This is a genomic window from Stenotrophomonas sp. LC732 (genome assembly GCF_052446685.1).
GTDB classification, from domain to species: Bacteria; Pseudomonadota; Gammaproteobacteria; order Xanthomonadales; family Xanthomonadaceae; genus Stenotrophomonas; species Stenotrophomonas muris.
Map to the genome: position 1 here is coordinate 471,390 of NZ_CP199214.1, position 22,625 is coordinate 494,014.

Here is a 22,625-nt window from a genome sequence, read left to right on the forward strand (position 1 = left end):
AGATGAAACCATTCTTGCATCGCAGCACGACGCCCGATCTGGGATAGGCTTGGGGTCTGGATCCGTTGACCGAGGCCTGTGCGTCGCCGATGAACGAGTACCGCAGCAGCATCGAGTTTGCTTCCCCCGATCTTCCGCTTCGCGATGACGTGCGCCGGCTCGGCGCACTGGTCGGTGACCTGCTGGTCGAACAGGTTTCGGCCGCTTTTCTCGACGATGTCGAGGACGTGCGCACCCGCGCCATTGCCCGCCGCGAGAACCAGGCGCCGCTGTCGGAGCTGGCCGAAGGGCTGGCCGGGCGCACGCCGCAGCAGGCCGAGACCATGGTGCGGGCCTTCAGCACCTACTTCCAGGTGGTCAACATTGCCGAGCGCGTGCATCGCATCCGCCGCCGCCGTGATTACCAGCGTGCCGGTACCGCCGGGGCGCAGCCCGACGGCCTGCAGGATGCGCTGCAGCATCTGAAGGCGCAGGGCGTGGGCCTGGATGAGCTGGCGCAGTGGCTGCCGCGCATCGACATCGAACCGGTGTTCACCGCGCACCCGACCGAAGCGGTGCGCCGCGCGCTGCTGGAGAAAGAGCAGCTGATGGTGGCCAGCCTGGTCGACAACCTCGACGGCCAGCGCACGCCGGGGGAAGCGGCCGCCGATGCTGCGCGCTTCCGCATGGCGCTGACCGCTTCGTGGCAAACCACCGATTCCTCGCCGGTGCGGCCTACCGTCGATGACGAGCGCGAGCACGTCGGCTTCTATCTGGTGCAGGTGCTGTACCGGGTGATCCCGGTGCTGTACGAATCGCTGCAGCAGGCGCTGCGCGATACCTACGGCGAAGAACTGCCGCTGCCGCGCCTGCTGCGCTTCGGTACGTGGGTGGGCGGCGACATGGACGGCAACCCGAACGTGGATGCCCACACCATCCGCACTACGCTGGACGCGCAACGGCAGGCCGTGCTGGGTCGCTACCAGAAGGAACTGCTGCAGCTGGCCAGCCTGCTCAGCCAGTCCACCGAGCGGGTGGGCGTGAGCGAGGCGCTGCAGGCGCGCGTGGCGCACTACCAGCAGCTGCTGCCGCAGGTGCAGTCGCGCCCGCGCCATGCCGACATGCCGTACCGCCTGCTCAACGACCGCATGCGCGCACGCCTGCAGGCAACGCTGGACGATGGCGAGGGCGCCTACGCCGGCCCGGACGAACTGATCGACGACCTGCAGCTGATCCTCGACAGCCTGCGCGCCAACCGCGGCGAACATGCCGGTGGCTTCGCCGTGCAGCGCCTGCTGTGGCGGGTGAAGACCTTCGGCTTCCACCTGGCGCGGTTGGACGTGCGCCAGGAATCGAGCGTGCACGCGCGCGCGCTGGCCACGGTGCTGGGCGGCGACGCAGCGTGGGACGGTCTGGATGCAGTGGGCCGCGCACGCCTGCTGGCGCCGCATGCCAGTGGTGACGCGCCGTTGCCGAAGGGCGACGACGAAGGCAACCGGCGACTGGACGCCGTGTTCGCCGCGCTGGCCGATGCCCGTGCGCGGCATGGTGGCGATGCACTGGGCAGCTACATCATCTCGATGGCACATGACCGCAGCGACGTGCTGGCGGTGCTGGCGCTGGCGCGCCGTGGCGGCCTGGTGGAAGAGAACGGATCAGTACCGCTGGATATCGCGCCGCTGTTCGAGACGGTGGAGGACCTCAAGCGCGGCACCGCGACCCTGCGTGATCTGCTGGCCGACCCGATCTATCGCGCGCACCTGCAAGCGCGCGATGACGTGCAGATGGTGATGCTGGGCTATTCGGACAGCAGCAAGGACGGTGGCATCGCCGCATCGCGCTGGGGCCTGCAGCGTGCACAGGTGGAGCTGCTGGAGGTGGCGGCCGAGGCCGGCATCCGCCTGACCTTCTTCCATGGCCGTGGCGGCTCGATCAGCCGCGGTGGCGGCAAGACCACGCACGCGGTGGACGCATCGCCGCGCGGCAGCATCGATGGCCGCCTGCGGGTGACCGAGCAGGGCGAGGTGATCCATCGCAAGTACGGCATCCGTGCGCTGGCCCTGCGCTCGCTGGAGCAGGCCACCGGTGCGGTGCTGCGTGCCAGCCTGCGCCCGCGTGCCGCCGAGCCGCGCGAGGATGAGTGGCGACCGGTGATGGACGCGGTGGCATCGGCCAGCAGCGAGGTGTATCGCGCGTTCGTTGGCCAGGCCGGTTTCATGGACTACTTCCGCACCGCCACGCCGATCGACGTGATCGAACGCATGACGCTGGGCTCGCGGCCATCGCGCCGGCTCGGCCAGGACGCCGCGCTGGGCAACCTGCGTGCGATTCCCTGGGTGTTCGCCTGGAGCCAGGCGCGCGCGGTGATTCCCGGTTGGTACGGCGTGGGCAGTGGCCTGCAGGCGGCGGTTGATGCCGGCCACGAACAGACCCTGCGCGAGATGGCGCGGGACTGGCCGTTCTTCCGCACCTTCCTGGACGACATCGCGATGGTGCTGTCTAAGGGCGATATCACCATCGCCGAGCAGTTTTCGCTGTTGTCGGGTGAACTGCACGGGCACTTCTTCCCGCAGGTGCAGCGCGAACTGGAACTCACCCGGCACTGGCTGCTGGCGCTGATGGACCAGCGGACGCTGCTCGACCACGATGCGCGGCTGGCGCTGTCGATCCGCCTGCGCAATCCCTACGTCGATCCGATCAGCGTGCTGCAGGTGGACCTGTTGCAGCGCTGGCGGGCCAGCGGGCGCGAGGATGACGGGTTGCTGCGCGCGCTGGTGGCCTGCGTGAACGGTGTTGCGCAGGGCGTGCAGAATACCGGTTGATCCGCATCCGCCGGGCATGGCCCGGCGAATTCGCAATGGTAGTGCCGGCCGCTGGCCGGCAACCTCATGATGTCCGGCAGCACGCGCGAGGTTGCCGGCCAGCGGCCGGCACTACCTCACTCCTCCGGTGACGGCGGATTCGATGCCAGCAGTTCCAGATGGCGCTGTTCCATTTCCTGGCGCAGCTGGCGGCGGATCTGCGCGGCGGCCTGGCGGCGCTTCTCGTCGGACGTCGCCGGCTGCAGGGGCGGGACGGGCGTCGGCCGGCCTTCCTCATCCACGGCCACCATGGTGAAGAAGCAGCTGTTGGCGTGGCGCACGCTGCGCTTGAGGATGTCCTCGGCCACCACCTTGATGCCGATCTCCATCGACGAGGTGCCGGTATGGTTCACCGAGGCCAGGAAGGTGACCAGCTCGCCCACCGCGATCGGCTGGCGGAACATCACCTGGTCCACCGACAGGGTGACCACGTAGCTGCCGGCGTAACGGCTGGCGCAGGCGTAGGCAACCTGGTCGAGCAGGCGCAGGATGGCGCCGCCGTGGACCTTGCCGGAGAAATTGGCCATCTCCGGCGACATCAGCACGGTCATGGACAGCTGGTGGGTTTTCAGTTCGGTCGACATGCGGCGATTGTATCGGCGTGGCGTAGCTCTTGTAGAGCCGAGCCCATGCTCGGCTGCTCTTGTCGCAGGAAAAAGAAAGCCGAGCATGGGCTCGGCTCTACAGAAAGCAGAAGGGCCGCGTGAGCGGCCCTTCGTGTTTCTTACTTCAGCTTCGCATCGGCGCGCAGGGCGGCGGCGCGGTCGGTCTTCTCCCAGGAGAAGGCCGTGGCGTTGACGGTCTCGCCTTCGCCGTTGAGGTAGCTGAACTCCTTCGGCTTGCGGCCGAAGTGGCCGTAGGCCGCGGTCTGCTGGTACATCGGGTGCACCAGGTCCAGCATCTTGATGATGCCGTACGGGCGCAGGTCGAAGTGCTTGCGGATCAGCTTCTCGATCTTGTCGTCGCTGATCTTGCCGGTGCCGAAGGTGGTGACCGAGATCGAGGTCGGCTCAGCCACGCCGATGGCGTAGGAGACCTGCACTTCGCAACGGTCGGCCAGGCCGGCGGCCACCACGTTCTTGGCGACGTAGCGGGCCGCGTAGGCTGCCGAACGGTCGACCTTGGACGGGTCCTTGCCGGAGAAGGCACCACCACCGTGACGGGCCCAGCCGCCGTAGGTGTCGACGATGATCTTGCGGCCGGTCAGGCCGCAGTCGCCCACCGGGCCACCGATCTCGAACTTGCCGGTCGGGTTGATGTGGAACTTGGTGCCCTTGTGCAGCCACTTGGCCGGCAGCACCGGCTTGATGATCTCTTCGCGGACGGCCTCGATGAGGTCCTTCTGCTTGATGCCGGGGGCGTGCTGGGTCGACAGGACCACGGCGTCGATGGCCGAGACCACGCCGTTTTCATAGCGCAGGGTGACCTGGCTCTTGGCGTCCGGACGCAGCCACGACAGCGGCGAGTTCTTCTTCTTGCGGATCTTGGCCTGCTGCTCGACCAGGCGGTGCGACAGGTGGATCGCGGCCGGCATGTAGCTGTCGGTCTCGTTGGTGGCATAGCCGAACATCAGGCCCTGGTCGCCAGCGCCCATTTCTTCCGGCTTCTTGCGATCCACGCCCTGGGCGATGTGCGGCGACTGCTTGCCGATCAGGTTCAGCACGCCGCAGGTGGCGCCGTCGAAACCGACGTCGGAGCTGTCGTAGCCGATGTCCGTGATGACCTTGCGGGTCAGCGCTTCCAGGTCGATCCAGGCGCTGGTGGTGATTTCACCGGCCACGATGGCAACGCCGGTCTTGACCATGGTCTCGCAGGCCACGCGGGCGCGCTGGTCCTGGGTCAGGATCGCGTCCAGCACCGCATCGGAGATCTGGTCGGCAACCTTGTCCGGATGGCCTTCGGAGACCGACTCGGAGGTGAAGAGATAGCTGGACATCAGGCGTAATATCCCTTGATTCGGATGGAAAGATGGGCGCGCATGATACACGGGGTGCGCCGCCTGTGCATTGTGAACCTGTGCCGGTTGCCGGTGGTTAAGCCCGCGTAGGCCTGGAGGGGCCGTCCCTTGGGGATTGGGGTCCAGCCTTGAGGCCCAGTGTTCCACCAGCGTGACAACAGACGGGACGGCTGCCGGCCCCGACCGCGCAGGCAGCGACCTCGCCGCGAAGGCGGGCCGGCCGTCATCGTTCTGCCCCGAAACCGCCATCTGGCTGCCGCCTGCCGGGCGCAGGCTGTCGGCCAATCCGGCCGCCGGGCATCACTGGATCCGCCATGCAGGAACTCGAACAGCGTCTCCAGCAACGTTTCCCCGATTGGTTCCATGGCCGTCGCGGCCAACTGGCGCGGCCGCTGCTGCGCAGCGTCGGGCGCTGGTCGCGCCTGGACCAGATCGAAGCCTTCCTGCAGCGCAGCTCAGGACTGCGCGGCTTCGGTTTCGTCGCCGCCGGCCTGGAATTCATCGGCGGCCAGTACCAGGTGGATCCGGCCGCGCTGGCCAGGATCCCGGCCACCGGCCGCCTGCTGATCGTCGCCAACCACCCCTCCGGGGCACTGGATGCCCTCGCACTGCTGGACGCGGTTGGCCGTATCCGCCGCGACGTGCGGATCGTGGCCAACGATCTGCTGGGGGCGATCGCGCCGCTGCAGGACCTGCTGCTGCCGGTGCGCATCCTCGGTGGCAAGGCCCGGCGCGGCAGCCTGCATGCGGTGGAGGAAGCATTGGCCGCCGAGCAGTGCGTGATCGTGTTCCCGGCCGGCGAGGTCTCGCGCCTGTCGCTGCGCGGCATCCGCGATGGCCGTTGGCAGCGGGGATTCGTCCGCTTTGCCCGCGCGGCCGCTGCGCCGGTGCTGCCGGTGCGGGTGGAAGCGCGCAACTCGGCGCTGTTCTACGGCGCCTCGACCCTGTTCAAGCCGGCCGGCACCGCGCTGCTGGCGCGCGAAATGTTCGCCCGTCGTGGCCGCCCGCTGCGGCTGAGCATCGGCGAGCCGATGCAGCTGGGCAAGGGCGGTGACCCGGGCGCACAGCTGCTGGCGGTGCGCCGCGCGCTGTACGCGCTGGGCCGCAACGGCGCGGCCGGCAATGCCGCTGCGTGCGCAGGCCCCGAGCCATTGGCGTCTCCGGTGCCGCCTTCGCAGGTCGCCGCCGGCATTGCCGCGGCCACCCAGCTGGGCCAGACCGCCGATGGCAAGCAGATCCTGTTGGCGACCTGTACCGCCGATTCACCGCTGCTGCTGGAACTGGGCCGCCTGCGCGAGCTGACCTTCCGCCAGGTGGGCGAGGGCACCGGGCGCAGCCGCGACCTGGACGACTACGATCCACAGTACGAGCACATCGTGATCTGGGACCCGGCGGCGCAGCGCATTGCCGGTGCCTACCGCATCATGCGCGGCGCCCAGGCCCTGGCCCGGCACGGCCTGTCCGGGCTCTACAGCGCGTCGCTGTTCCGCTATTCCGACGATGCCATCACCCACATTGCCGAGGGCCTGGAGCTGGGCCGCAGCTTCGTGGTGCCCGATTACTGGGGCAGCCGCAGCCTGGACTACCTGTGGCAGGGCATCGGCGCCTACCTGCAGTGCCGGCCGGGCATCCGCTACCTGTTCGGCGCGGTCTCGATCAGCGCAGCGCTGCCGCGCGATGCGCGCGAGCAGCTGGTGGCCTACTACCAGCGCTACTACGGCGGAACCGCCGGGCTGGCCGAATCGAACCGCCCCTTCCAGTACTTCGCCGCACCGCCAAGTTTCGGCGAGCTGGATGCGGGTGCCGCGTTCGATGTGCTCAAGGCCAACCTGGCCGCACTGGGTACCGGCGTGCCGACGCTGTACCGCCAGTACACCGATCTGTGCGAACCCGGCGGCGCGCGCTTCCTCGCCTTCGGTATGGACCCGGACTTCAGCGATTCGATCGACGGCCTGATCGAAGTGGACCTGTGCGCGATCCGGCCGAACAAGCGCAAACGCTATCTGCGCGACGCGGGTGCGCCGGCATGAGCACGCTGGCGAACCTGTCGCCGCACCGGCGCGCAGTGTTCGTCTCCGACGTGCACCTGGGCTCACGTCATTGCCACGCCACCGAACTGGCGCGGTTCCTCTCGCAGCTGCGCTGCGAGCGGTTGTACCTGGTCGGCGACATCATCGACCTGTGGTGGATGGCGCATCGCCGCGCCAACTGGCGGCAGTCGCACAGCGAAGTCATCCAGGCCCTGCACGCGCTGCGCCGTGCAGGGACCGAGATCATCTACATTCCCGGCAACCACGATGCCTCGCTGCGCCAGGTGTGCGGGCTGATGTTGCCGGCCATGCAGGTGCGCCGCCGTGCCATCCACGTGACCGCCGATGGCCGCCGGCTGCTGGTCGCGCATGGCGACGACTACGACGGCGTGACCCATTTCGGTGGCCTGCAGGAAAAGTTCGGCGACTGGCTGTACTACCGCATCCTGACCGGCAACCAGGCGCTGAACGCGGTACGGCGCCGGCTTGGCATGCGCTACTGGTCGCTGTCGGAGTTCCTGAAGAAGCGCAGCGGGGCCGCCGAACGCTACATCGAGCGCTTCGTGCAGGCCGGGCTGGACGACGTGCGCCGGCGCGGCCTGGATGGCATCGTCTGCGGCCACATCCACCGCGCGGCGCTGGTCGAACGCGATGGCCTGGTCTACGCCAACGACGGCGACTGGGTGGAGAGCCTGACCGCACTGGCCGAGGACCATGATGGTGCGCTGCGCCTGCTCGACCACAACGGCCAGACCCTGGTGGAACTGCCAGGCGCGCGGTTGTCGCAGGCGGCGTAACCCGCGTCTGTCCTACTGCAGAGCCGAGCCCATGCTCGGCTGACGTGGCGCAGAACGAAGCGCAGCCGAGCATGGGCTCGGCTCTACATGCACCGCCCGCAAGCCGCTAGCATCGGCCCATGGACTCCCTGACCCAGATCGTGCTCGGTGGCGCCGTCGCCGCTGCCATCGCCCCGCCCGGACATCGCCGCGCGGCCCTGCTCGCTGGTGCCGCGCTTGGCACCCTGCCGGACCTCGACGCGCTGTGGCTCGGTTTCACCGCAGCCGATCCGGTGGCGAACATGATCGAGCACCGCAGTTTCAGTCATTCGCTGCTGGTACTGCCATGGGTGGCGGCATTGATCTGGTGGCTGTTCAAGCGCTTCGGCAATGGCCGCGTCGCGCAGTCACCGCTGCGCTGGTTCTGGGCGATCCAGCTGGCGCTGGTCACCCATCCGGTGCTGGATGCGTTCACCGTGTATGGCACCCAGTTGTGGTGGCCGCTGCGCCCGCATCCGACCATGGGATCCAGTGTCTTCATCATCGACCCGGGGTATACGGTGTGGCTTCTGCTGGGCTGCGTGCTGGCCTGGTTCGGCCGCGCCCGGCCCTGGGCGGGCAAGGTGCTGGGCGTGGCCCTGCTGCTCAGCAGTGGCTACCTGGGCTGGGGCCTGATCGCCAAGTCACAGGTCGACCGTGCCGCACAGCAGAGCCTGGCCGCGATGGGCCTGGGCGATGCGCCGCGCTTCTCGGTACCGATGCCGTTCAACACCCTGCTGTGGCGGGTGGTGGCGATGACGCCCAATGGCTACGTGGTGGGTGACCGCTCGCTGGTGGCCGACCACCGGCCGATGCGGTTCGAAGGCCATGCGTCCAACGTACAGGCCTTGCGCGAAGCGCAGGCCATCCCGGCGGTGCAGCAGCTGACGTGGTTCAACCGCGGTTTCATGCGTGCGCAGGTGGTTGACGGCCGGTTGGTGCTGAGTGACCTGCGCATGGGGCTGGAGCCGGACTACACCTTCAACTTCGTCGTGGCCGGGCAGGCCGACGGGCAGTGGCGGGCGATCGTTCCCGAGCAGGTGCGGGTGGACTACAGCAGTCCCGCCGCGCGTGCCGACGCCGGTCGCCGCCTGGCGGCGATGTGGCAGCGGATCTGGCAGGAGCCGGCGGCGGCGCCGGGCGCGGCCGACCACACCGCTGTGCATTGATCAGTGGATCCACGCATGGCGTGGCTCTACGGCCCCGATCGGCAGCAGAACACCGGATCAATACACCGTGGCGCGGCCCTGGACGAACGAGTAGAAGAACACGGCGTTCGGGTCGTTCTGCACCAGGCGGAACTCGCGGCGCATGCCTTCCACGGTTTCCTCGTCCACCGAGCCGGCCTGCAGCAGCTGGTCGGCGGCCGACAGCAGGAGCTGTTCCCAGAACGCGATCATCGTCTTTCGACGCGCCGGTTCGCGGTTGTCCAGGTGGATGGTCTTGATCTCGGTGTGCACGTCGCGGAAGCCGCCGGCCAGCAGCAGGTTGCCCAGCTTTGCACCGACGAACGGGTCACCGCCATGGTCGTACTGGAAGTCGTTGAAGGCCATCCAGTAGCGCCAGATGTGCGGCGAGTACGGGTCGAGCAGGAACGAGGCATTCATCACTTCGGTGATGTAGACCGGCGAACCCGGAGCCAGCACGCGGCGCACTTCGCTCAGCACCCGCGCCGGTGAAGGCACGTGTTCCAGCACCCAGCACAGGAACGCCGAGTCGAAGCTGCGTGCCTCGAACGGCAGCTCGCCGGCGTCGGCCTGCTGCAGGGTGTATCGGTCGCTGCACCACGGCGTGCGCGCCAGGTTCTCGCGCGCGGTGGCCAGCTGCGTTTCACTCAGGTCCACGCCGGTCACGTGCAGCTCGGGGAAGCGGCGTAGCAGGATCTCGGTCTGCGCACCGACGCCACTGCCGACTTCCAGCAGGCGCCGCGCGCCGCCGTAGTCGATCTGGCCGAAGATGCTCGATTCCAGCAGCCGGGCCTGGGTCATCAGGCGCTGCTGTTCGGTGCCGGAAAATCCGTGCAGATAGGTCGGGGAGGAAATCGGCGGGGTCATGGGGCGGGCTCTTGTAGCGTCGAGCGTGCTCGACGGCTCTGGAAATTCAGTCGAGCAAGCTCGACTCGACGGCATGGCAGTACGCTCAGGCAGCAGATGACAACGCGGGTTCCCCGGCGATCAGGCGGTCGAAGTATTCCGTGGTCAGCGCGATCTGGCCCTGCGGGTCTTCGGCACGGTTGACCACGGCGCGGAAGGCGGCGTTCTCCGGCCGGTCCTTGGCATACCAGCCCAGGTGCTTGCGCGCGATGCGCACGCCCTGCGGCTCGCCATAGAACGCATGCAGCGCATGCAGGTGGCCGAGCAGGATGTCGCGCACTTCCGCCAGCGACGGCGGCGGCAGTTCCTCGCCGGTGGCGAGGTAGTGCGCCACTTCGCGGAAGATCCACGGCCGGCCCTGCGCGGAGCGGCCGATCATCACTGCATCCACCCCGGTCTGCTGCAGCACGTGGGCGGCCTTCTGCGGTGAATCGATGTCACCGTTGGCGATCACCGGGATGCGCAGCGCAGCCTTGATCTCGCCGATGGTGGCGTACTCGGCCTGGCCGGTGTAATGCTGGTCGCGGGTGCGGCCATGCACGGCCAGCGCGGCGATGCCGCTGGCCTCGGCGATGCGGGCGATCACCGGGCCATTGCGATGGTCGCAGTCCCAACCGGTGCGGATCTTCAGCGTGACCGGCACGTCCACTGCGTTGACCACGGCTTCGAGGATGCGCGCCACCAGCTGCTCGTCGCGCATCAGCGCCGAGCCCGCCCAGGCGTTGCACACCTTCTTGGCCGGGCAGCCCATGTTGATGTCGATGATCTGCGCGCCGTGGTCGACGTTGTAGCGCGCGGCCTCGGCCAGCTGCTGCGGCTCGGTGCCGGCGATCTGCACGCTGATCGGGGCCGGCTCGCCGTCATGGTCCATGCGGTGGATCGACTTTCGCGTGTTCCAGAAGCGCGGGTCGCTGATGGTCATTTCCGAGGCGGCCAGTCCCGCACCCAGCCGTTTGCACAGCAGGCGGAAGGGCTTGTCGGTGACGCCGGCCATGGGTGCCAGCACGACGTTGGGGGCAATGGTGTACGGGCCGATCTGCATGCGCCCATTGTAGGGCGCGGGCGGCGGTACGGCCGTGCCGCGCGGGGTCCGGTTCAGGCCGATCGGCACCGACCTCATGCCGTACCGGCATCAGCAGATGCTTGACGGTTGCTTCCGCCGCCCCCTCGGGCGGGCGATGGTGGGCGGCTACCCCAGGCTCTGCCAGGCCTGGCGGGTACCCAGCGCGAAGGCCAGCCCCAGGCCCAGGCAGACCAGCGAGCTGACCGCCCAGAAGCGCGTGCCGTTGTACCCCGGCCGGAACAGCGCCAGGCCGAAGCCCATCGCGGCACGCAGCAACAGCAGCGCGGCGATGCCGGGCAGGACCAGGCGGCTGGCCGGCAGCGGCGAATGCCAGCCCGCGGCGGCCAGTGCGTACAGGGTCCAGGCCACCAGCACGGCAGTGATGACCGCGGTCATCAGCGGTGGCCACCAGTGCCCCGCATGCGCCAGCCGGACCACGCGCTGGCCGGCACCGAAGTACCTGTACCACGCGGCGCCGAAGGCGATGCAGCCGATATGCAGCAGCGCCGCCACGGCACTGCCGGCGGCCGCGACCAGCAGCCAGGGGAATCCGTCCATGTCCTGCCCGTGCGAGGAAGCTGCGCGGATGGTGGGCGAGGGGCAGGATGTGGGCAATGCGACAGGCGGTCGCAGGGGCTGGGCAATGGGCAAAAGAATGGCCCGGGTGTCTGCACACCCGGGCCTTGTCATCCACGCGTGGCGTGGAATTACCTGGCTTCAGCGTCGGCCGGGGTGAAGCGCGGCATCGCCGCAGCGGCGCCTTCCTTCTCGGTCGAACGGCCGGCGAACTGGTTGGCGAAGCGCACGTGGCGGGCGAACGGGGCGTCGGCCACCTGCGCCAGCGACGCGGCCAGCGCACCGTTGAAGGCGTCACCGGCACCGGTGGTGTCGATCGCCTGCACCTGTTCGGCACCCACGCGGTAGTACGGCTGGGTATCGCCGCGCAGGTTCTCGTCGGCATGCGACACGAACACGCCCACCGAACCCAGGGTCACCACCACGGTGCCGTTGCCGACCAGCTTGCGGCACAGCGCGTGCAGGCTGGCGCCATCCAGCGCGGCGACGTCGTTGGCATCCACGCGCTCACCGACATGGCGGCCGAGCAGGGCAGCGAACTCGGTTTCGTTCGGGGTGATCACATCGGCCAGCTTGAGCAGGCCGATGGTCGAGGGCGCATCGGCCGGTGCGGTATTGAGCACGGTGGTGACACCGGCCTCGCGGGCCGTGGCCAGCGCCGCTTCGATGGTCTGCACCGGCGATTCCAGCTGCACCAGCACCACCTTGGCGCGGGTCAGCAGGGCCTGCTGCTGTTGCAGGAAATCGGTGCCCAGCGCGGCGTTGGCACCCGGGCCGATCACGATGGTGTTGCGGCCACGCGCGTCCACGTAGATGCCCGCGGTGCCGGTCGGTTCGCTGCTGGCCTCGGCGATCAGCGCGAAGCCATCCTGCGCAGCCAGTTCACGCGCGGTGGCGCCACCGGCGTCATCGCCCAACGCGCACACGAAGTGCGTGTCGGCACCGGCGCGGCAGGCCGCCACCGCCTGGTTGAAGCCCTTGCCCCCGGGGCCGGTGCTGTAGCGGCCGGCAATGGTCGCACCCGGTGCCGGCAGCGACTCACACCGCCACACGTGATCGACATTGAAGGAACCGACGACAACGACACTGCTGCTCATAGGGAATCTTTTCTCAACCAAGGGTTCAACTGAAGTGCGTCAGCACGCCGGCGATGGTCGCCGTCATGAAGGTGGCAATGGTACCGCCCAACACCGCGCGCAGGCCGAACTTGGCCAGGTCGTGGCGACGTTCCGGGGCCAGGCCGCCGATGCCGCCGATCTGGATCGCGATCGAGCTGAAGTTGGCAAAGCCGCACAGCGCGTAGGTGGCGATCAGGCGACCTTCCTCGGACAGGCTCACGCCGGCCACCTGGCCGTTCACGATCTGCGACAGTTCGGTGTAGGCGACGAATTCGTTGATCACGACCTTCTGGCCGATCAGCGAACCGACGGTGGTGGCATCAGCCCACGGGGTACCGATCACCCAGGCGATCGGGGCCAGCACGTAACCGAAGATGGTCGACAGGTTGGTCGGCTTGCCGATGGCAGCGGCCAGGCCGGTCACCTCGCCGATCCAGGTCAACGGGGCGTTCAGCAGCGCGATCAGGGCGATGAAGGCCAGCAGCATCGCGCCGATGTTCAGCGCCAGCTTCAGGCCGTCACCGGCACCGGCAGCGGCCGCGTCGATGATGTTGCTGGAGGTCTTTTCGACTTCCATCTTCACCGTGCCGCGGGTCAGCGGGGTGCCGGTTTCCGGAATCAGCAGCTTGGCCACGACCAGGGTGGCCGGTGCGGCCATGATGCTCGCTGCCAGCAGGTGCTTGGCGTAGAAGGCCTGCTGCGCCGGGTCGCCACCGCCGAGCATGCCCACATAGGCCGCCAGCACGCCGCCGGCGATGTGGGCCATGCCGCCGATCATCATGGTCAGCAGCTCGGACTGGGTCATCCTGGCGATGTACGGGCGCACGGTCAGCGGCGCCTCGGTCTGGCCGATGAAGACGCTGGCGCAGACGCTGGTGGTTTCCGCGCCGGACACGCGCATCACCTTGGTGATCGACCACGCCATCACGCGCACGATCGCCTGCATGACGTTGAGGTGGTACATCACCCCCATCAGCGCCGAGAAGAAGATGATGGTCGGCAGCACCTGGAAGGCGAAGATGAAGCCGTAGTTCTTGGTGTCCATCAACGAGCCGAAGATGAAGCCCGAGCCTTCGTTGACGAAGCTGAGAACCTTGACGAAGCCCTTGCCCAGCGCATCGAACACGTCGCGGCCGCCCGGCACCAGGATCACCAGCGCCGCGAACGCGATCTGCAGGGTGATACCGGTGGCAACCAGCTTCCAGTCAACCGCACGCTTGTTGTTGGAAAACAACCAGGTGATGCCGATCAGCACCGCCAACCCGAACAGGCCGAAGCCGATCCTGCCCAAACCTTCGACCATGTGAGTGACTCCCCTGGGGCGTCGCGAAAAACGGGAAGCCTAGTGCAGGGCAGGGGCCGGGGCAAGAAAAAGCAGCGTGCGCGCATCTATCGGTACCGATCAGGCCAGCAACGGCAAGGGCTTGCGGCCGGCGGCGGCAGGTAGAATGGGGCTCGATCCCGGCCCGGATGCGGGCCCGCAGCAGGAGATTCGCATGCAATACCGTCGCCTGGGCTCCACCGGCCTGCCGATTTCCGCCCTGTCCTTCGGCGCCTGGGTGACCTTCGGTGACCAGATCCCGCGCGACGAGGCCCGCAACCTGGTGGCCGCCGCCTGGGACCACGGCGTCAACTTCTTCGACAACGCCGAGGGCTATGCCAACGGCCGCGCCGAACAGGTGATGGGCGATGTGATCGCCGACCTGCGCCTGCCGCGCGACGGCATCTGCGTCTCCAGCAAGGTGTTCTTCGGCAGCGCCAAGGACCCACGGCCGACCCAGCGCGGCCTGTCGCGCAAGCATGTGACCGACGCCTGCCATGCGGCGCTCAAGCGCCTGCGGGTGGACTACCTGGACCTTTATTACTGCCATCGCCCGGATCCGGACGCGCCGGTCGCCGAGACCGTGCATGCCATGGATACCCTGGTGCGGCAAGGCAAGATCCTCTACTGGGGGACCTCGGAGTGGTCGGCAGTGCAGATCCAGCAGGCGCTGGACATCGCCGAGGCGCGCAACCTGCAGGGCCCGTCGATGGAGCAGCCGCAGTACAACCTGCTGCACCGCGAACGGGTCGAGGTCGAGTACGCGCCGCTGTATGCCGGTGCCGGCCTGGGCACCACCATCTTCTCGCCGCTGGCCTCGGGCCTGCTGAGTGGCAAGTACGACCAGGGCATTCCGGCCGATGCGCGGCTGGGCCGCGAGGGCATGGAATGGCTGCAGGCGCTGGTGCTGGGTGACGACGCCGAGGCCCGCCTGGCCCAGGTGCGCCGCTTCAGCGAGGTGGCGCGTGCGCTGGGGCAGGCGCCGGCCACGCTGGCCATCGCCTGGTGCCTGCGCAACCCGAACGTCTCCAGCGTGATCCTCGGTGCCAGCCGGGTCAGCCAATTGCTGCAGAACCTGCAGGCGCTGGAGGTGCTGGAGCAGGTCGACGCCGCCGGCTGGGCCGACGTCGAAGCCGCCTTCGCCTGAACCCGGGGGCCGACCGGGCCTCGGGGGCCTCGGTAGAGTCGACTCTACACGGCTGCGTCGCCATTTGATAGACATGATCTATCGAATTTCAGAATTCGATCATTAATCTCATCAATCAAATTGAGAATGGTTGTTGATTGTCAACTGAGAATCATTATCATTTGACTCGTCCCTCGCACGAGTCCAGATGCTCATGAATGCTCAACCTGTACTGCTGCGCCCCGAAACGCTGACCCTCCGCGATCGTCCGGTCCGTGTCGTTCCGCCGGAAGAGGTCATCGACAGCGAAGCCCTGCTCAAGGGCCGTCGTGAAATCCTGATCCAGCACGGCGACCGCTTCTATCGCCTGCGGCACACCAGCAACGACAAGCTGATCCTGACCAAGTAATCGCGGCCTGGTCGCCCGCCCCCCTCCCTCCTGCCGGCCGCGCCGGCAGGGTGGGCGATCGGTCCGCTCCCGCTCTCTCCCCCTCGGTCTACCGCGTGCACCCTCCGGGTGTGCCGGTAACCGGGGGTTCCCCTGCCTGACCGAACGAACCCGATGACCCGCCCTACCGCCCTTTGCCTTGCCGTCTGGATGGCCCTGCCGCTGTCTGCCCATGCTGCTGCCGCGGCCACCGCCGCGCCCGATGCGCGCGAATTCGACCGTGTGCAGGTCACCGCCACCCGCACCGAGCGGGCGGTGAGCGATGTGGCGGCCACCGTGGACGTCATCGACCGCGAGCAGATGGACCGGCACCTGGTGCAGGACATCAAGGATCTGCTGCGCTACGAGCCGGGCCTGTCGGTCAGCCGCAGCGCCGCGCGCTTCGGCCTTGGCAGCATCCGCATCCGTGGCCTGGACGGCAACCGCGTGCGCGTGCAGACCGACGGCATCGCCATGCCCACCAGCTTCAACATCGGCTCGTTCTCCAACGCCAACCGCAACTTCACCGATCTGGATACGCTCAAGCGCGTGGAGATCGTGCGCGGCCCGGCCAGCTCGCTGTATGGGTCCGACGCGCTCGGGGGTGTGGTCGCCTTCGTCACCAAGGATCCTGCCGACTACCTCAAGGATGGCAAGGACAGCTACGTCGGCCTGAAGTTCGGCTACGACGGTGAGTGGAAGGGCCTGCTCGGCGGCGTGACCAGCGCGTTCGGCGGCGAACACTGGAGCGGCATGGTCAACATCAACCATCGCCAGGGCCAGGAAACCGGCAACAAGGGTGATGTACGCAGCCTCGACAATACCCGCACCGCGCCCAACCCGCAGGACCGCGATGGTCGCAGTGGCCTGGCCAAGCTGGTCTATGCGCCGAGCGAGGCCCAGCGCTTCCGCCTGACCGTGGAAGGCAACGAAGACAACACCGATACCAACGTGCTGTCCTCGATCGACCGCACCACCACCACCGGCATGAAGGCGCGCGATACGCAGAACCGCACCCGCGTGTCGTTCGCCCATGAAATGGATGCGCTGGACAAGGGCTTCGCCGACAGCCTGCATTGGCAGCTGTATACCCAGCACAGCGAAACCACCCAGATCACGGATGAGGACCGCGCCAACCGCAGCCGCCGCCACCGCGAGTTCAACTTCGACCAGCGCGTCTACGGCCTGCAGGCGCAGTTCAACAAGGCGTTCAGCACCGGCAGCGTCGAACACGCGCTGACCTACGGTTTCGAGGGCGCGCATACCGAGATCCGCCAGAAGCGCGACGGTTACCAGGTGCTGGCCAATGGCCAGACCAGCACCACCATCCTGCCCGACGCCTTCCCGGTGCGCGATTTCCCGATCAGCAAGACCACCGAGCTGGGCCTGTACGCACAGGACGAAATGCGCATGGCCAACGGCAAGCTGTCGCTGGTGCCGGGCGTGCGCGTGGACCGCTACGAGCTGAAGCCGGAGGTGGACAGCATCTTCGCCGACGACAATCCCGGCGTTGCGGTGGCCAGGCTGACCAAGACCAGCGTCTCGCCGAAGCTGGGCATGGTCTATCGCTTCACCGACGAATGGTCGCTGTTTGCCGGCTATTCGCATGGCTTCCGCTCGCCGCCGTACAACGACGTCAACCTGGGCTTCACCAACTTCGCCTTCGGTTACACCGCCATTCCCAATCCGGACCTGAAGCCGGAAACCAGTGACGGCCTGGAGCTGGGCCTGCGCTTCCTGTCGCCAGCGGCCTACGTCAGCCTCAGCGGCTACTACAACGAGTACAAGGACTTCATCGAGTCGCAATCGCTGGTCGGCACCAACGCCCAGGGCCTGATGGTGTTCCAGTCGCGCAACATCGCGGATGCGCGCATCTATGGTGCCGAAATGAAGGCCGGCGTCGACTTCGGCCAGATCAGCCCGGCGCTGCAGGGCTGGGCCCTGCGCAGCTCGGTGGCCTGGTCGCGCGGCGACAACAGGACCGAAGACACCCCGCTGGATTCGGTCGACCCGCTGCGTGGCACCGTCGGCCTGATGTACGACACCGACACCTGGGGCGTCGAACTGGCCGGTACCTTCGTCAAGCGCAAGGACCGCGTCACCGCCGCCACGGTGTACCGCCCGGCCGGCTACGGCGTGGCCGACCTGATGGCGCACTGGAACTTCGCCCCGGGCGCCACCTTCAACGTCGGCGTGTTCAACCTGGGCGACAAGCGTTACATCGACTGGTCCAACGTGGGTTCGACGCTGTCGCCGGGCAGCCGCGTGCTGGACCGCTATACCAGCCCGGGCCGCACCCTCTCCGCCAGCCTTGCCGTTTCCTGGTGACCTCATGAGCCGAGCCTTGTCCGCACGCAGGAACGACGCCATCGCCGCGCAGGGCAGCGCGGCCTGGCCGACGCCGGCACAGCTGGCCACGCTCGGCACCGTGTTGTGCCTGTACCGCGCCGACGGCAACGAGCTCGGTGGCTGGCGCCAGGCAGTACGCGTGCATGCCTGCCAGGGCGTGGACAGCGAGGGCGTGCGCGAAAGCCTGTGTTTCCTCGATGCCCGCGGCCGCTGCGTGTGGCGGCTGTACCTGCTGCCCGACAGCGATTTCCTGGCCTGGGACCGGCTGGTCGCGGCGCTGCCGCCGGGCCCGGAGCATGACAGCGAGGGCAGTGTCGGCGAACGCCTGTGGCGGCGCCTGGCCGGCCATCTCGGTGGCCAGCGCTGGCGACTGTGCGCGCTGCGCCTGCATGCCGCCGACGACGGTCGCACCCTGGCTGCAAGCCTGTCGACGTTGTCCTCGCTGGGCGCAGCCACCGCGCGTCGCATCGCGCGGCTGGAAGGTGCCGAAGGCGAGCTGGCGATCGACGATTGCTGCTGCGCCGATGCTGCACGTCGCTCGGCGCCGCGGGTTCCCGGCAACCTGCCGCTGATCCGGCTGTAACCCTTTCCCGATGGAACGCCTGTCGGCCACGGACGGCCTCTCATTGCATCTGCAACCCCGAAGGAAGACCCCGATGAAGCTCCAGACAGCCAGCGTCCTGCTGCTGCTCGCCACCAGCGGCGTGGCCAGCGCGCAGCCCTCCGGCATCGCCCGCGACCACGACAGCATCCTTGCCATGCAGGGCGAGTACACCGTCGATTTCGCATTCGACGAGACCGTGCTGCTGAAGCCCGGCTACGAGCGCGCCCCGGCGATGCGCAGCGGCGGCAACGAACTGGTGATCGTGGTCGAGGACACGCCGAAGCGTATCGTGCTGCAGCACCTGCTGCTGGACGAGAAGAGCGGCCACATCACCAAGCACTGGCGCCAGGACTGGGTCTACGAAGCACCGAACCGATTCGAGTTCAGCGCCGACCAGACCTGGCAGGTACGCCGCATTCCCGCAGCGGTGAACCAGGGCGCCTGGACCCAGTGCGTGTACGAAGTGAGCGACGCACCGCGCTACTGCGGCACCGGCAAATGGACCTACACCAACAACGTGCCGAGCTGGACCAGCGACCTCAGCTGGCGCCCGTTGCCGCGCCGTGAGTACACCAAGCGCAGCGACTACAACGCGCTGGCCGTCGTCAACCGCCACACGCTCACGCCCAATGGCTGGACCCACGAGCAGTTCAACACCAAGGTGCAGCGCAACGCCGACGGCAGCCAGGTGGAGATCGCACGCGAGTTCGGCTTCAACGACTACGTGAAGACCACCGAGGTCGACTTCACCCCGGCGCGTGACTACTGGAAGGCCACTGCCGGCTACTGGGCCAAGGTGCGCCAGCGTTGGGACGGCTTCCTCGGCCAGGCCCCGGGCGTGCACCTGAAGACCAAGATCGATGGCATGGCGATGATCATTCCGCTGTTCACCCAGGCCGAAGCGATCCAGTCCGGCAAAAAGGTGAAGGACAAGCAGATCGACGAGGTGTTCGCCAAGTACGTGGAAAAGGCGCCGAAGGAAGGCTGATCGCCGCGATGGAGAGGGGTGCCGGGGGTACCCGGCACCGCATTCACCGGCTGCCGGTGGGGGCCGGGCTTGCTCGGCACGCCATCCGGAGGCGCAACCGATTCAGGCCTCGCGCAGCGCCAATGCCGGCGGCGTATGCAGGATCGCCCGCGTACCCCACCAGCCCGCCAGCAGGCTCAAGCCGATGCCGACCACGCCGCCGATCAGCAGGCCCGGCCACGGCGGCAGCAAGGGCAGCTCGAACACCTTCTGCGACACCGCCACGCCGATCGCTGCGGCCGCGCCCACCGCCAGCAACGCCGCCAGCGTGCCCAGCGCGCCGAACTCCACCAGCACCGCGCCGCGCAGCTGGCGCCGGGTCGCGCCCAGCGTGCGCAGCACCGCGCTGTCGTAGCGGCGCTCGCCGGCGGTGGCCTGCAGCGCCGCCAGCAGCACCAGCACCCCGGCCAGCAGGCTGAACACCATCACCAGCTGCACTGCCTGCGCCACGCGCTCCATCACATCGCGCACCTGCGAGATCACCGCGTCCACGTCCAGCAGCGACAGGTTCGGCTGCGCGCGCACCAGCTCGCCCAGCCCGGCCGCGTTGCCGGACGGCAGATGGAAGGCCGACAGCAGGTTGTGCGGGGTATCGCCCACCGCATTGGGGTTCAACAGCACGAAGAAATTCGGGCGGAATGTGTTCCAGTCCGCCTTGCGGATGCTGGTGACGGTGAACTCGCGCTGCTGCTCGCCTACGGAAATCGTAATGCGATCACCCAGGTGCGCGCCGTAGCGCCGCGCCCAGCCGGTTTCCACCGAGGCTTCCGCCGCGGTGCTGCCGGCCTGCCAGAAGCGGCCCTCCAGCAGCGCATTGGCGGGTGGGAAGCTGCTGCGCCAGCTGAAGTTCAGCGGCCGGTTCTCGTCGTCGTCCTCGCGCGGGCCGTTGTTCGCGCCGTTCCCCTCGGCGGCGGCCTGGTCCACGCGCAGCGGCGGCTTGCCGTTGATCGCGATCAGGCGGCCGGTCGCCATCGGCTCGATACTGGCGTCGCCGGCGCCCAGTCCACGCAATGCGGCCAGCACACCGTCGCGTTGTTCGGGCTGGATGTTGATCAGGAAGTAGTTCGGCGTATCCGCAGGCAGGCGCTCGCGCCACTGCTGCAGCAGGCCGGGTCCGGTCACCGCCAGCAGCAACAACGCGCACAGCGACAGCGACAGCCCCACCAGCTGCATCACCGCCAGCAGCCGGCGCCGGGTCAGCGCGGCCAGGCCCAACCGCCAGTTGCCATGCAGGCGGTGCTGCAGGCCGCGCAGCAGCTGCAGCAGCACGAAGCCGACCGCACCGGCCGCCAGCGCCAGCGCGGCCAGGCCGCCCAGCACCCACAGCGCCAGTTTCAGATCGCCGGTGACCTGCACCGCGAGCAGCAGGCTGGCCGCCAGCGCCGCCACATAGGCCAGCAGCGACGCCGGCGGCAGGGCGGCGAAGGAACGGTTGAGCACCCGCATCGGCGGCACCCCGCGCAGGCGCAGCAGCGGTGGCAGGCCGAAGCCGAACAGCAGCAGCAGGCCGATGCCGGCACCGGTCAGCGCCGGCATCGCTTCCGGCAGCGGCAGGCGCTGCGGCACCAGGCTGCCCAGCACCTGCACCAGGCCTTCCTGCGCGGCCATGCCCAGGCCGATGCCGAGCGCACAGGCTGGCACCGCCAGCATCAGCAGCTGCAGCGCCAGGCCCAGCAGGATGTCGCGCTGGCGTGCGCCCAGGCAGCGCAGGATCGCCACCTGGTCGATGCGACGCAGGGCGAAGCGGTTGGCCGCCAGCGCGGTGGCCACACCGGCCAGCAGTACCGCCAGCAGCGCGCTCAGGCCGAGGAAGCGCCCGGCCAGATCGAATGCCTGGCGCACGCCACGCTGGGTGTCGTCCACGCTCAGCAGGCGCAGGCCTTTCACCTGCGGCAGCAGCCACTGGCGCAGCGCCGCGATCGGCTCCGCTGCGCCGGCGAACATCAGCCGGTAGTTGATACGGCTGCCCGGGCCGAGCAGGCCCGTGCCCTCCACATCAGCGCGGTTGACCAGCAGGGTGGGCGAGAGTGTCAGCAGGTCGCCACCGCTGTCCGGCTCGGCCTCGATGATGCCGGCGATGCGCAGCGTGTCGGCGCCGAACTCGAGGTCATCGCCGGCCTTCAGCCCCAACCCCTGCAGCAGGCGTGGGTCGGCATAGGCCTGGCCCTTGGGCGGCATGCCGGCATTGGCGATCAACGCACCGCCGGGCGTGGCCCGGACCCGCAGCGTGCCGCGCAGCGGATAACCCGCCTGTACCGCCTTGATGCTGGCCATCTGGCTGGCATCGCCGTTGAACAGCACGCTGCCGAAGCTGGCGATGCGGGTATGCGCCAGGCCGCGCTGTTGCGCCTCGTCGGCGAATGCCTGCGGCGGATCATCGCGCCCGGCGATGCCGAGGTCGCCGCCGAGCATTTCCGCCGCGCTGCCGGTCAGCGCCAGGTTGACCCGGTTCACCAGCGTGCCCACCGCAGTCATCACCGCCACGCCCAGCACCAGCGCGGCGAACACGGTCAGCAGGTCGCCGGCCAGCGCCTCACGGCGCAGCGCGCGCCACGCGTGGCGCAGCACGTTCATGCCTGTGCCCCACGCTCGACCGGCAGCAGGCGGCCGTCATCGATGCGGTGGATGTACTGGCAACGCTGGGCCAGGCGCAGGTCGTGGGTGACCAGGACCAGGGTGGTGCCGCTGCCGGCGTTGAGTTCGAACAGCAGGTCGCTGATGTGCTGGCCGGTGGCGTGGTCCAGCGAGCCGGTCGGTTCGTCGGCGAACAGGATGCGCGGGCGGGTGACGAAGGCACGTGCCAGCGCCACGCGCTGCTGCTCGCCGCCGGACAGCTGGCGCGGGTAGTGGCGGGCGCGATGGGCCAGGCCGACCTGCGCCAGCACCTCGTCCACCCGCGCGCGGTCCTCGCGTCCGGCCAGTTCCAACGGCAGCGCGACATTCTCGGCGGCAGTCAGCGCCGGCAGCAGGTGGAAGCTCTGGAACACGAAGCCGACCGCACGCGCGCGCAGCTGGGCCCGTGCTTCTTCATCCAGGTCGCCCAGGTTCTGGCCCGCCAGCGCGACGTGGCCGCGGCTGGGCAGGTCCAGTCCGGCCAGCAGGCCGAGCAGGGTGGTCTTGCCGGACCCCGAAGCGCCGACGATGGCCACACTGGTGCCTTCATGGACGGTCAGGGTGATGTTGTCCAGTATGTGGACTTCACCCTCCGGGCCCTGCACGGACTTGCCGACCTGGTCGACGGCGATGGCGACGGGCGTGCTGCGGGGGGACAGGCTGTCG

At 68.5% G+C, this 22,625-nt stretch carries 18 protein-coding genes; 9 read left to right on the plus strand and 9 right to left on the minus strand.

The genetic code is table 11. The annotated features are described in order from the left end of the window. Positions 1-89 precede the first annotated feature (89 nt). Entirely contained in the window at positions 90-2,801 is a 2,712-nt protein-coding gene (gene ppc / locus ACT6SE_RS02185) for a phosphoenolpyruvate carboxylase (RefSeq protein WP_032956706.1), read from the plus strand. 116 nt (positions 2,802-2,917) lie between these two features. Here the strand turns inward: ppc and ACT6SE_RS02190 are convergent, their stop codons facing one another. After that, the gene (locus ACT6SE_RS02190; RefSeq protein ID WP_010481883.1) at positions 2,918-3,424 is read right to left on the minus strand and encodes an acyl-CoA thioesterase; all 507 of its coding nucleotides are present in this window, start codon (positions 3,422-3,424) and stop codon (positions 2,918-2,920) included. Positions 3,425-3,564: 140 nt separating this feature from the next. Then, positions 3,565-4,776, minus strand: coding sequence for a methionine adenosyltransferase (gene metK / locus ACT6SE_RS02195; protein ID WP_010481882.1), 1,212 nt, complete (start codon positions 4,774-4,776; stop codon positions 3,565-3,567). Positions 4,777-5,111: 335 nt separating this feature from the next. On the opposite strand from metK, the gene ACT6SE_RS02200 reads away from it, so the two are divergent. The 3 genes from ACT6SE_RS02200 to ACT6SE_RS02210 all read left to right on the plus strand — a co-directional run bounded on the left by ACT6SE_RS02200 (position 5,112) and on the right by ACT6SE_RS02210 (position 8,811). After that, positions 5,112-6,827: a lysophospholipid acyltransferase family protein gene (locus ACT6SE_RS02200; RefSeq protein WP_046428847.1), complete on the plus strand. Its 1,716-nt coding sequence runs from the start codon at positions 5,112-5,114 to the stop codon at positions 6,825-6,827. Continuing rightward, the gene (locus tag ACT6SE_RS02205) at positions 6,824-7,624 is read left to right on the plus strand and encodes a UDP-2,3-diacylglucosamine diphosphatase (RefSeq protein WP_005412268.1); all 801 of its coding nucleotides are present in this window, start codon (positions 6,824-6,826) and stop codon (positions 7,622-7,624) included. Before ACT6SE_RS02200 ends, ACT6SE_RS02205 begins: the two co-directional genes overlap by 4 nt. Before the next feature lie 119 nt (positions 7,625-7,743). Continuing rightward, a complete protein-coding gene (locus tag ACT6SE_RS02210) occupies positions 7,744-8,811 on the plus strand; it encodes a metal-dependent hydrolase (RefSeq protein ID WP_046428852.1) in 1,068 nt (355 codons plus the stop codon). A 57-nt stretch (positions 8,812-8,868) separates the two neighbouring features. Here the strand turns inward: ACT6SE_RS02210 and ACT6SE_RS02215 are convergent, their stop codons facing one another. The 5 genes from ACT6SE_RS02215 to ACT6SE_RS02235 all read right to left on the minus strand — a co-directional run bounded on the left by ACT6SE_RS02215 (position 8,869) and on the right by ACT6SE_RS02235 (position 13,795). Beyond that, a complete protein-coding gene (locus tag ACT6SE_RS02215) occupies positions 8,869-9,696 on the minus strand; it encodes a class I SAM-dependent methyltransferase (RefSeq protein WP_046428854.1) in 828 nt (275 codons plus the stop codon). A gap of 85 nt (positions 9,697-9,781) precedes the next feature. Beyond that, on the minus strand, positions 9,782-10,777 hold the full coding sequence (gene dusB, locus ACT6SE_RS02220; protein WP_046428891.1) for a tRNA dihydrouridine synthase DusB: 996 nt from the start codon (positions 10,775-10,777) through the stop codon (positions 9,782-9,784). Between the two features lie 147 nt (positions 10,778-10,924). Beyond that, positions 10,925-11,356 (minus strand): hypothetical protein, encoded by a 432-nt coding sequence (locus ACT6SE_RS02225; protein WP_014645966.1) that lies wholly within the window; start codon positions 11,354-11,356, stop codon positions 10,925-10,927. Positions 11,357-11,505: 149 nt separating this feature from the next. Continuing rightward, positions 11,506-12,471 carry a ribokinase gene (locus ACT6SE_RS02230; protein WP_014645967.1) on the minus strand — a complete coding sequence of 322 codons (966 nt, stop codon included), beginning with the start codon at positions 12,469-12,471 and terminating at the stop codon, positions 11,506-11,508. A gap of 25 nt (positions 12,472-12,496) precedes the next feature. Beyond that, the gene (locus ACT6SE_RS02235) at positions 12,497-13,795 is read right to left on the minus strand and encodes a NupC/NupG family nucleoside CNT transporter (protein WP_014645968.1); all 1,299 of its coding nucleotides are present in this window, start codon (positions 13,793-13,795) and stop codon (positions 12,497-12,499) included. 193 nt (positions 13,796-13,988) lie between these two features. On the opposite strand from ACT6SE_RS02235, the gene ACT6SE_RS02240 reads away from it, so the two are divergent. The 5 genes from ACT6SE_RS02240 (at position 13,989) to ACT6SE_RS02260 (ending at position 19,307) form a co-directional block, all read left to right on the plus strand. Further along, positions 13,989-14,960: an aldo/keto reductase gene (locus ACT6SE_RS02240; RefSeq protein ID WP_014645969.1), complete on the plus strand. Its 972-nt coding sequence runs from the start codon at positions 13,989-13,991 to the stop codon at positions 14,958-14,960. A 193-nt stretch (positions 14,961-15,153) separates the two neighbouring features. Next, complete coding sequence (gene hemP, locus ACT6SE_RS02245) at positions 15,154-15,348, plus strand: hemin uptake protein HemP (protein ID WP_005412278.1); 195 nt, start codon at positions 15,154-15,156, stop codon at positions 15,346-15,348. A gap of 153 nt (positions 15,349-15,501) precedes the next feature. Then, positions 15,502-17,694, plus strand: a complete 2,193-nt coding sequence (locus ACT6SE_RS02250; RefSeq protein ID WP_414616847.1) for a TonB-dependent hemoglobin/transferrin/lactoferrin family receptor — start codon at positions 15,502-15,504, stop codon at positions 17,692-17,694. Between the two features lie 4 nt (positions 17,695-17,698). Continuing rightward, on the plus strand, positions 17,699-18,298 hold the full coding sequence (locus ACT6SE_RS02255) for a hemin transporter (RefSeq protein ID WP_046428876.1): 600 nt from the start codon (positions 17,699-17,701) through the stop codon (positions 18,296-18,298). 73 nt (positions 18,299-18,371) lie between these two features. Beyond that, on the plus strand, positions 18,372-19,307 hold the full coding sequence (locus tag ACT6SE_RS02260) for a DUF6607 family protein (RefSeq protein ID WP_032956723.1): 936 nt from the start codon (positions 18,372-18,374) through the stop codon (positions 19,305-19,307). Between the two features lie 102 nt (positions 19,308-19,409). Here the strand turns inward: ACT6SE_RS02260 and ACT6SE_RS02265 are convergent, their stop codons facing one another. Further along, positions 19,410-21,920, minus strand: a complete 2,511-nt coding sequence (locus tag ACT6SE_RS02265) for an ABC transporter permease (protein ID WP_046428880.1) — start codon at positions 21,918-21,920, stop codon at positions 19,410-19,412. Then, on the minus strand, positions 21,917-22,564 hold the full coding sequence (locus ACT6SE_RS02270; RefSeq protein ID WP_075076551.1) for an ABC transporter ATP-binding protein: 648 nt from the start codon (positions 22,562-22,564) through the stop codon (positions 21,917-21,919). The genes ACT6SE_RS02265 and ACT6SE_RS02270 overlap by 4 nt, the downstream gene beginning before the upstream one ends. Positions 22,565-22,625 lie beyond the last annotated feature (61 nt).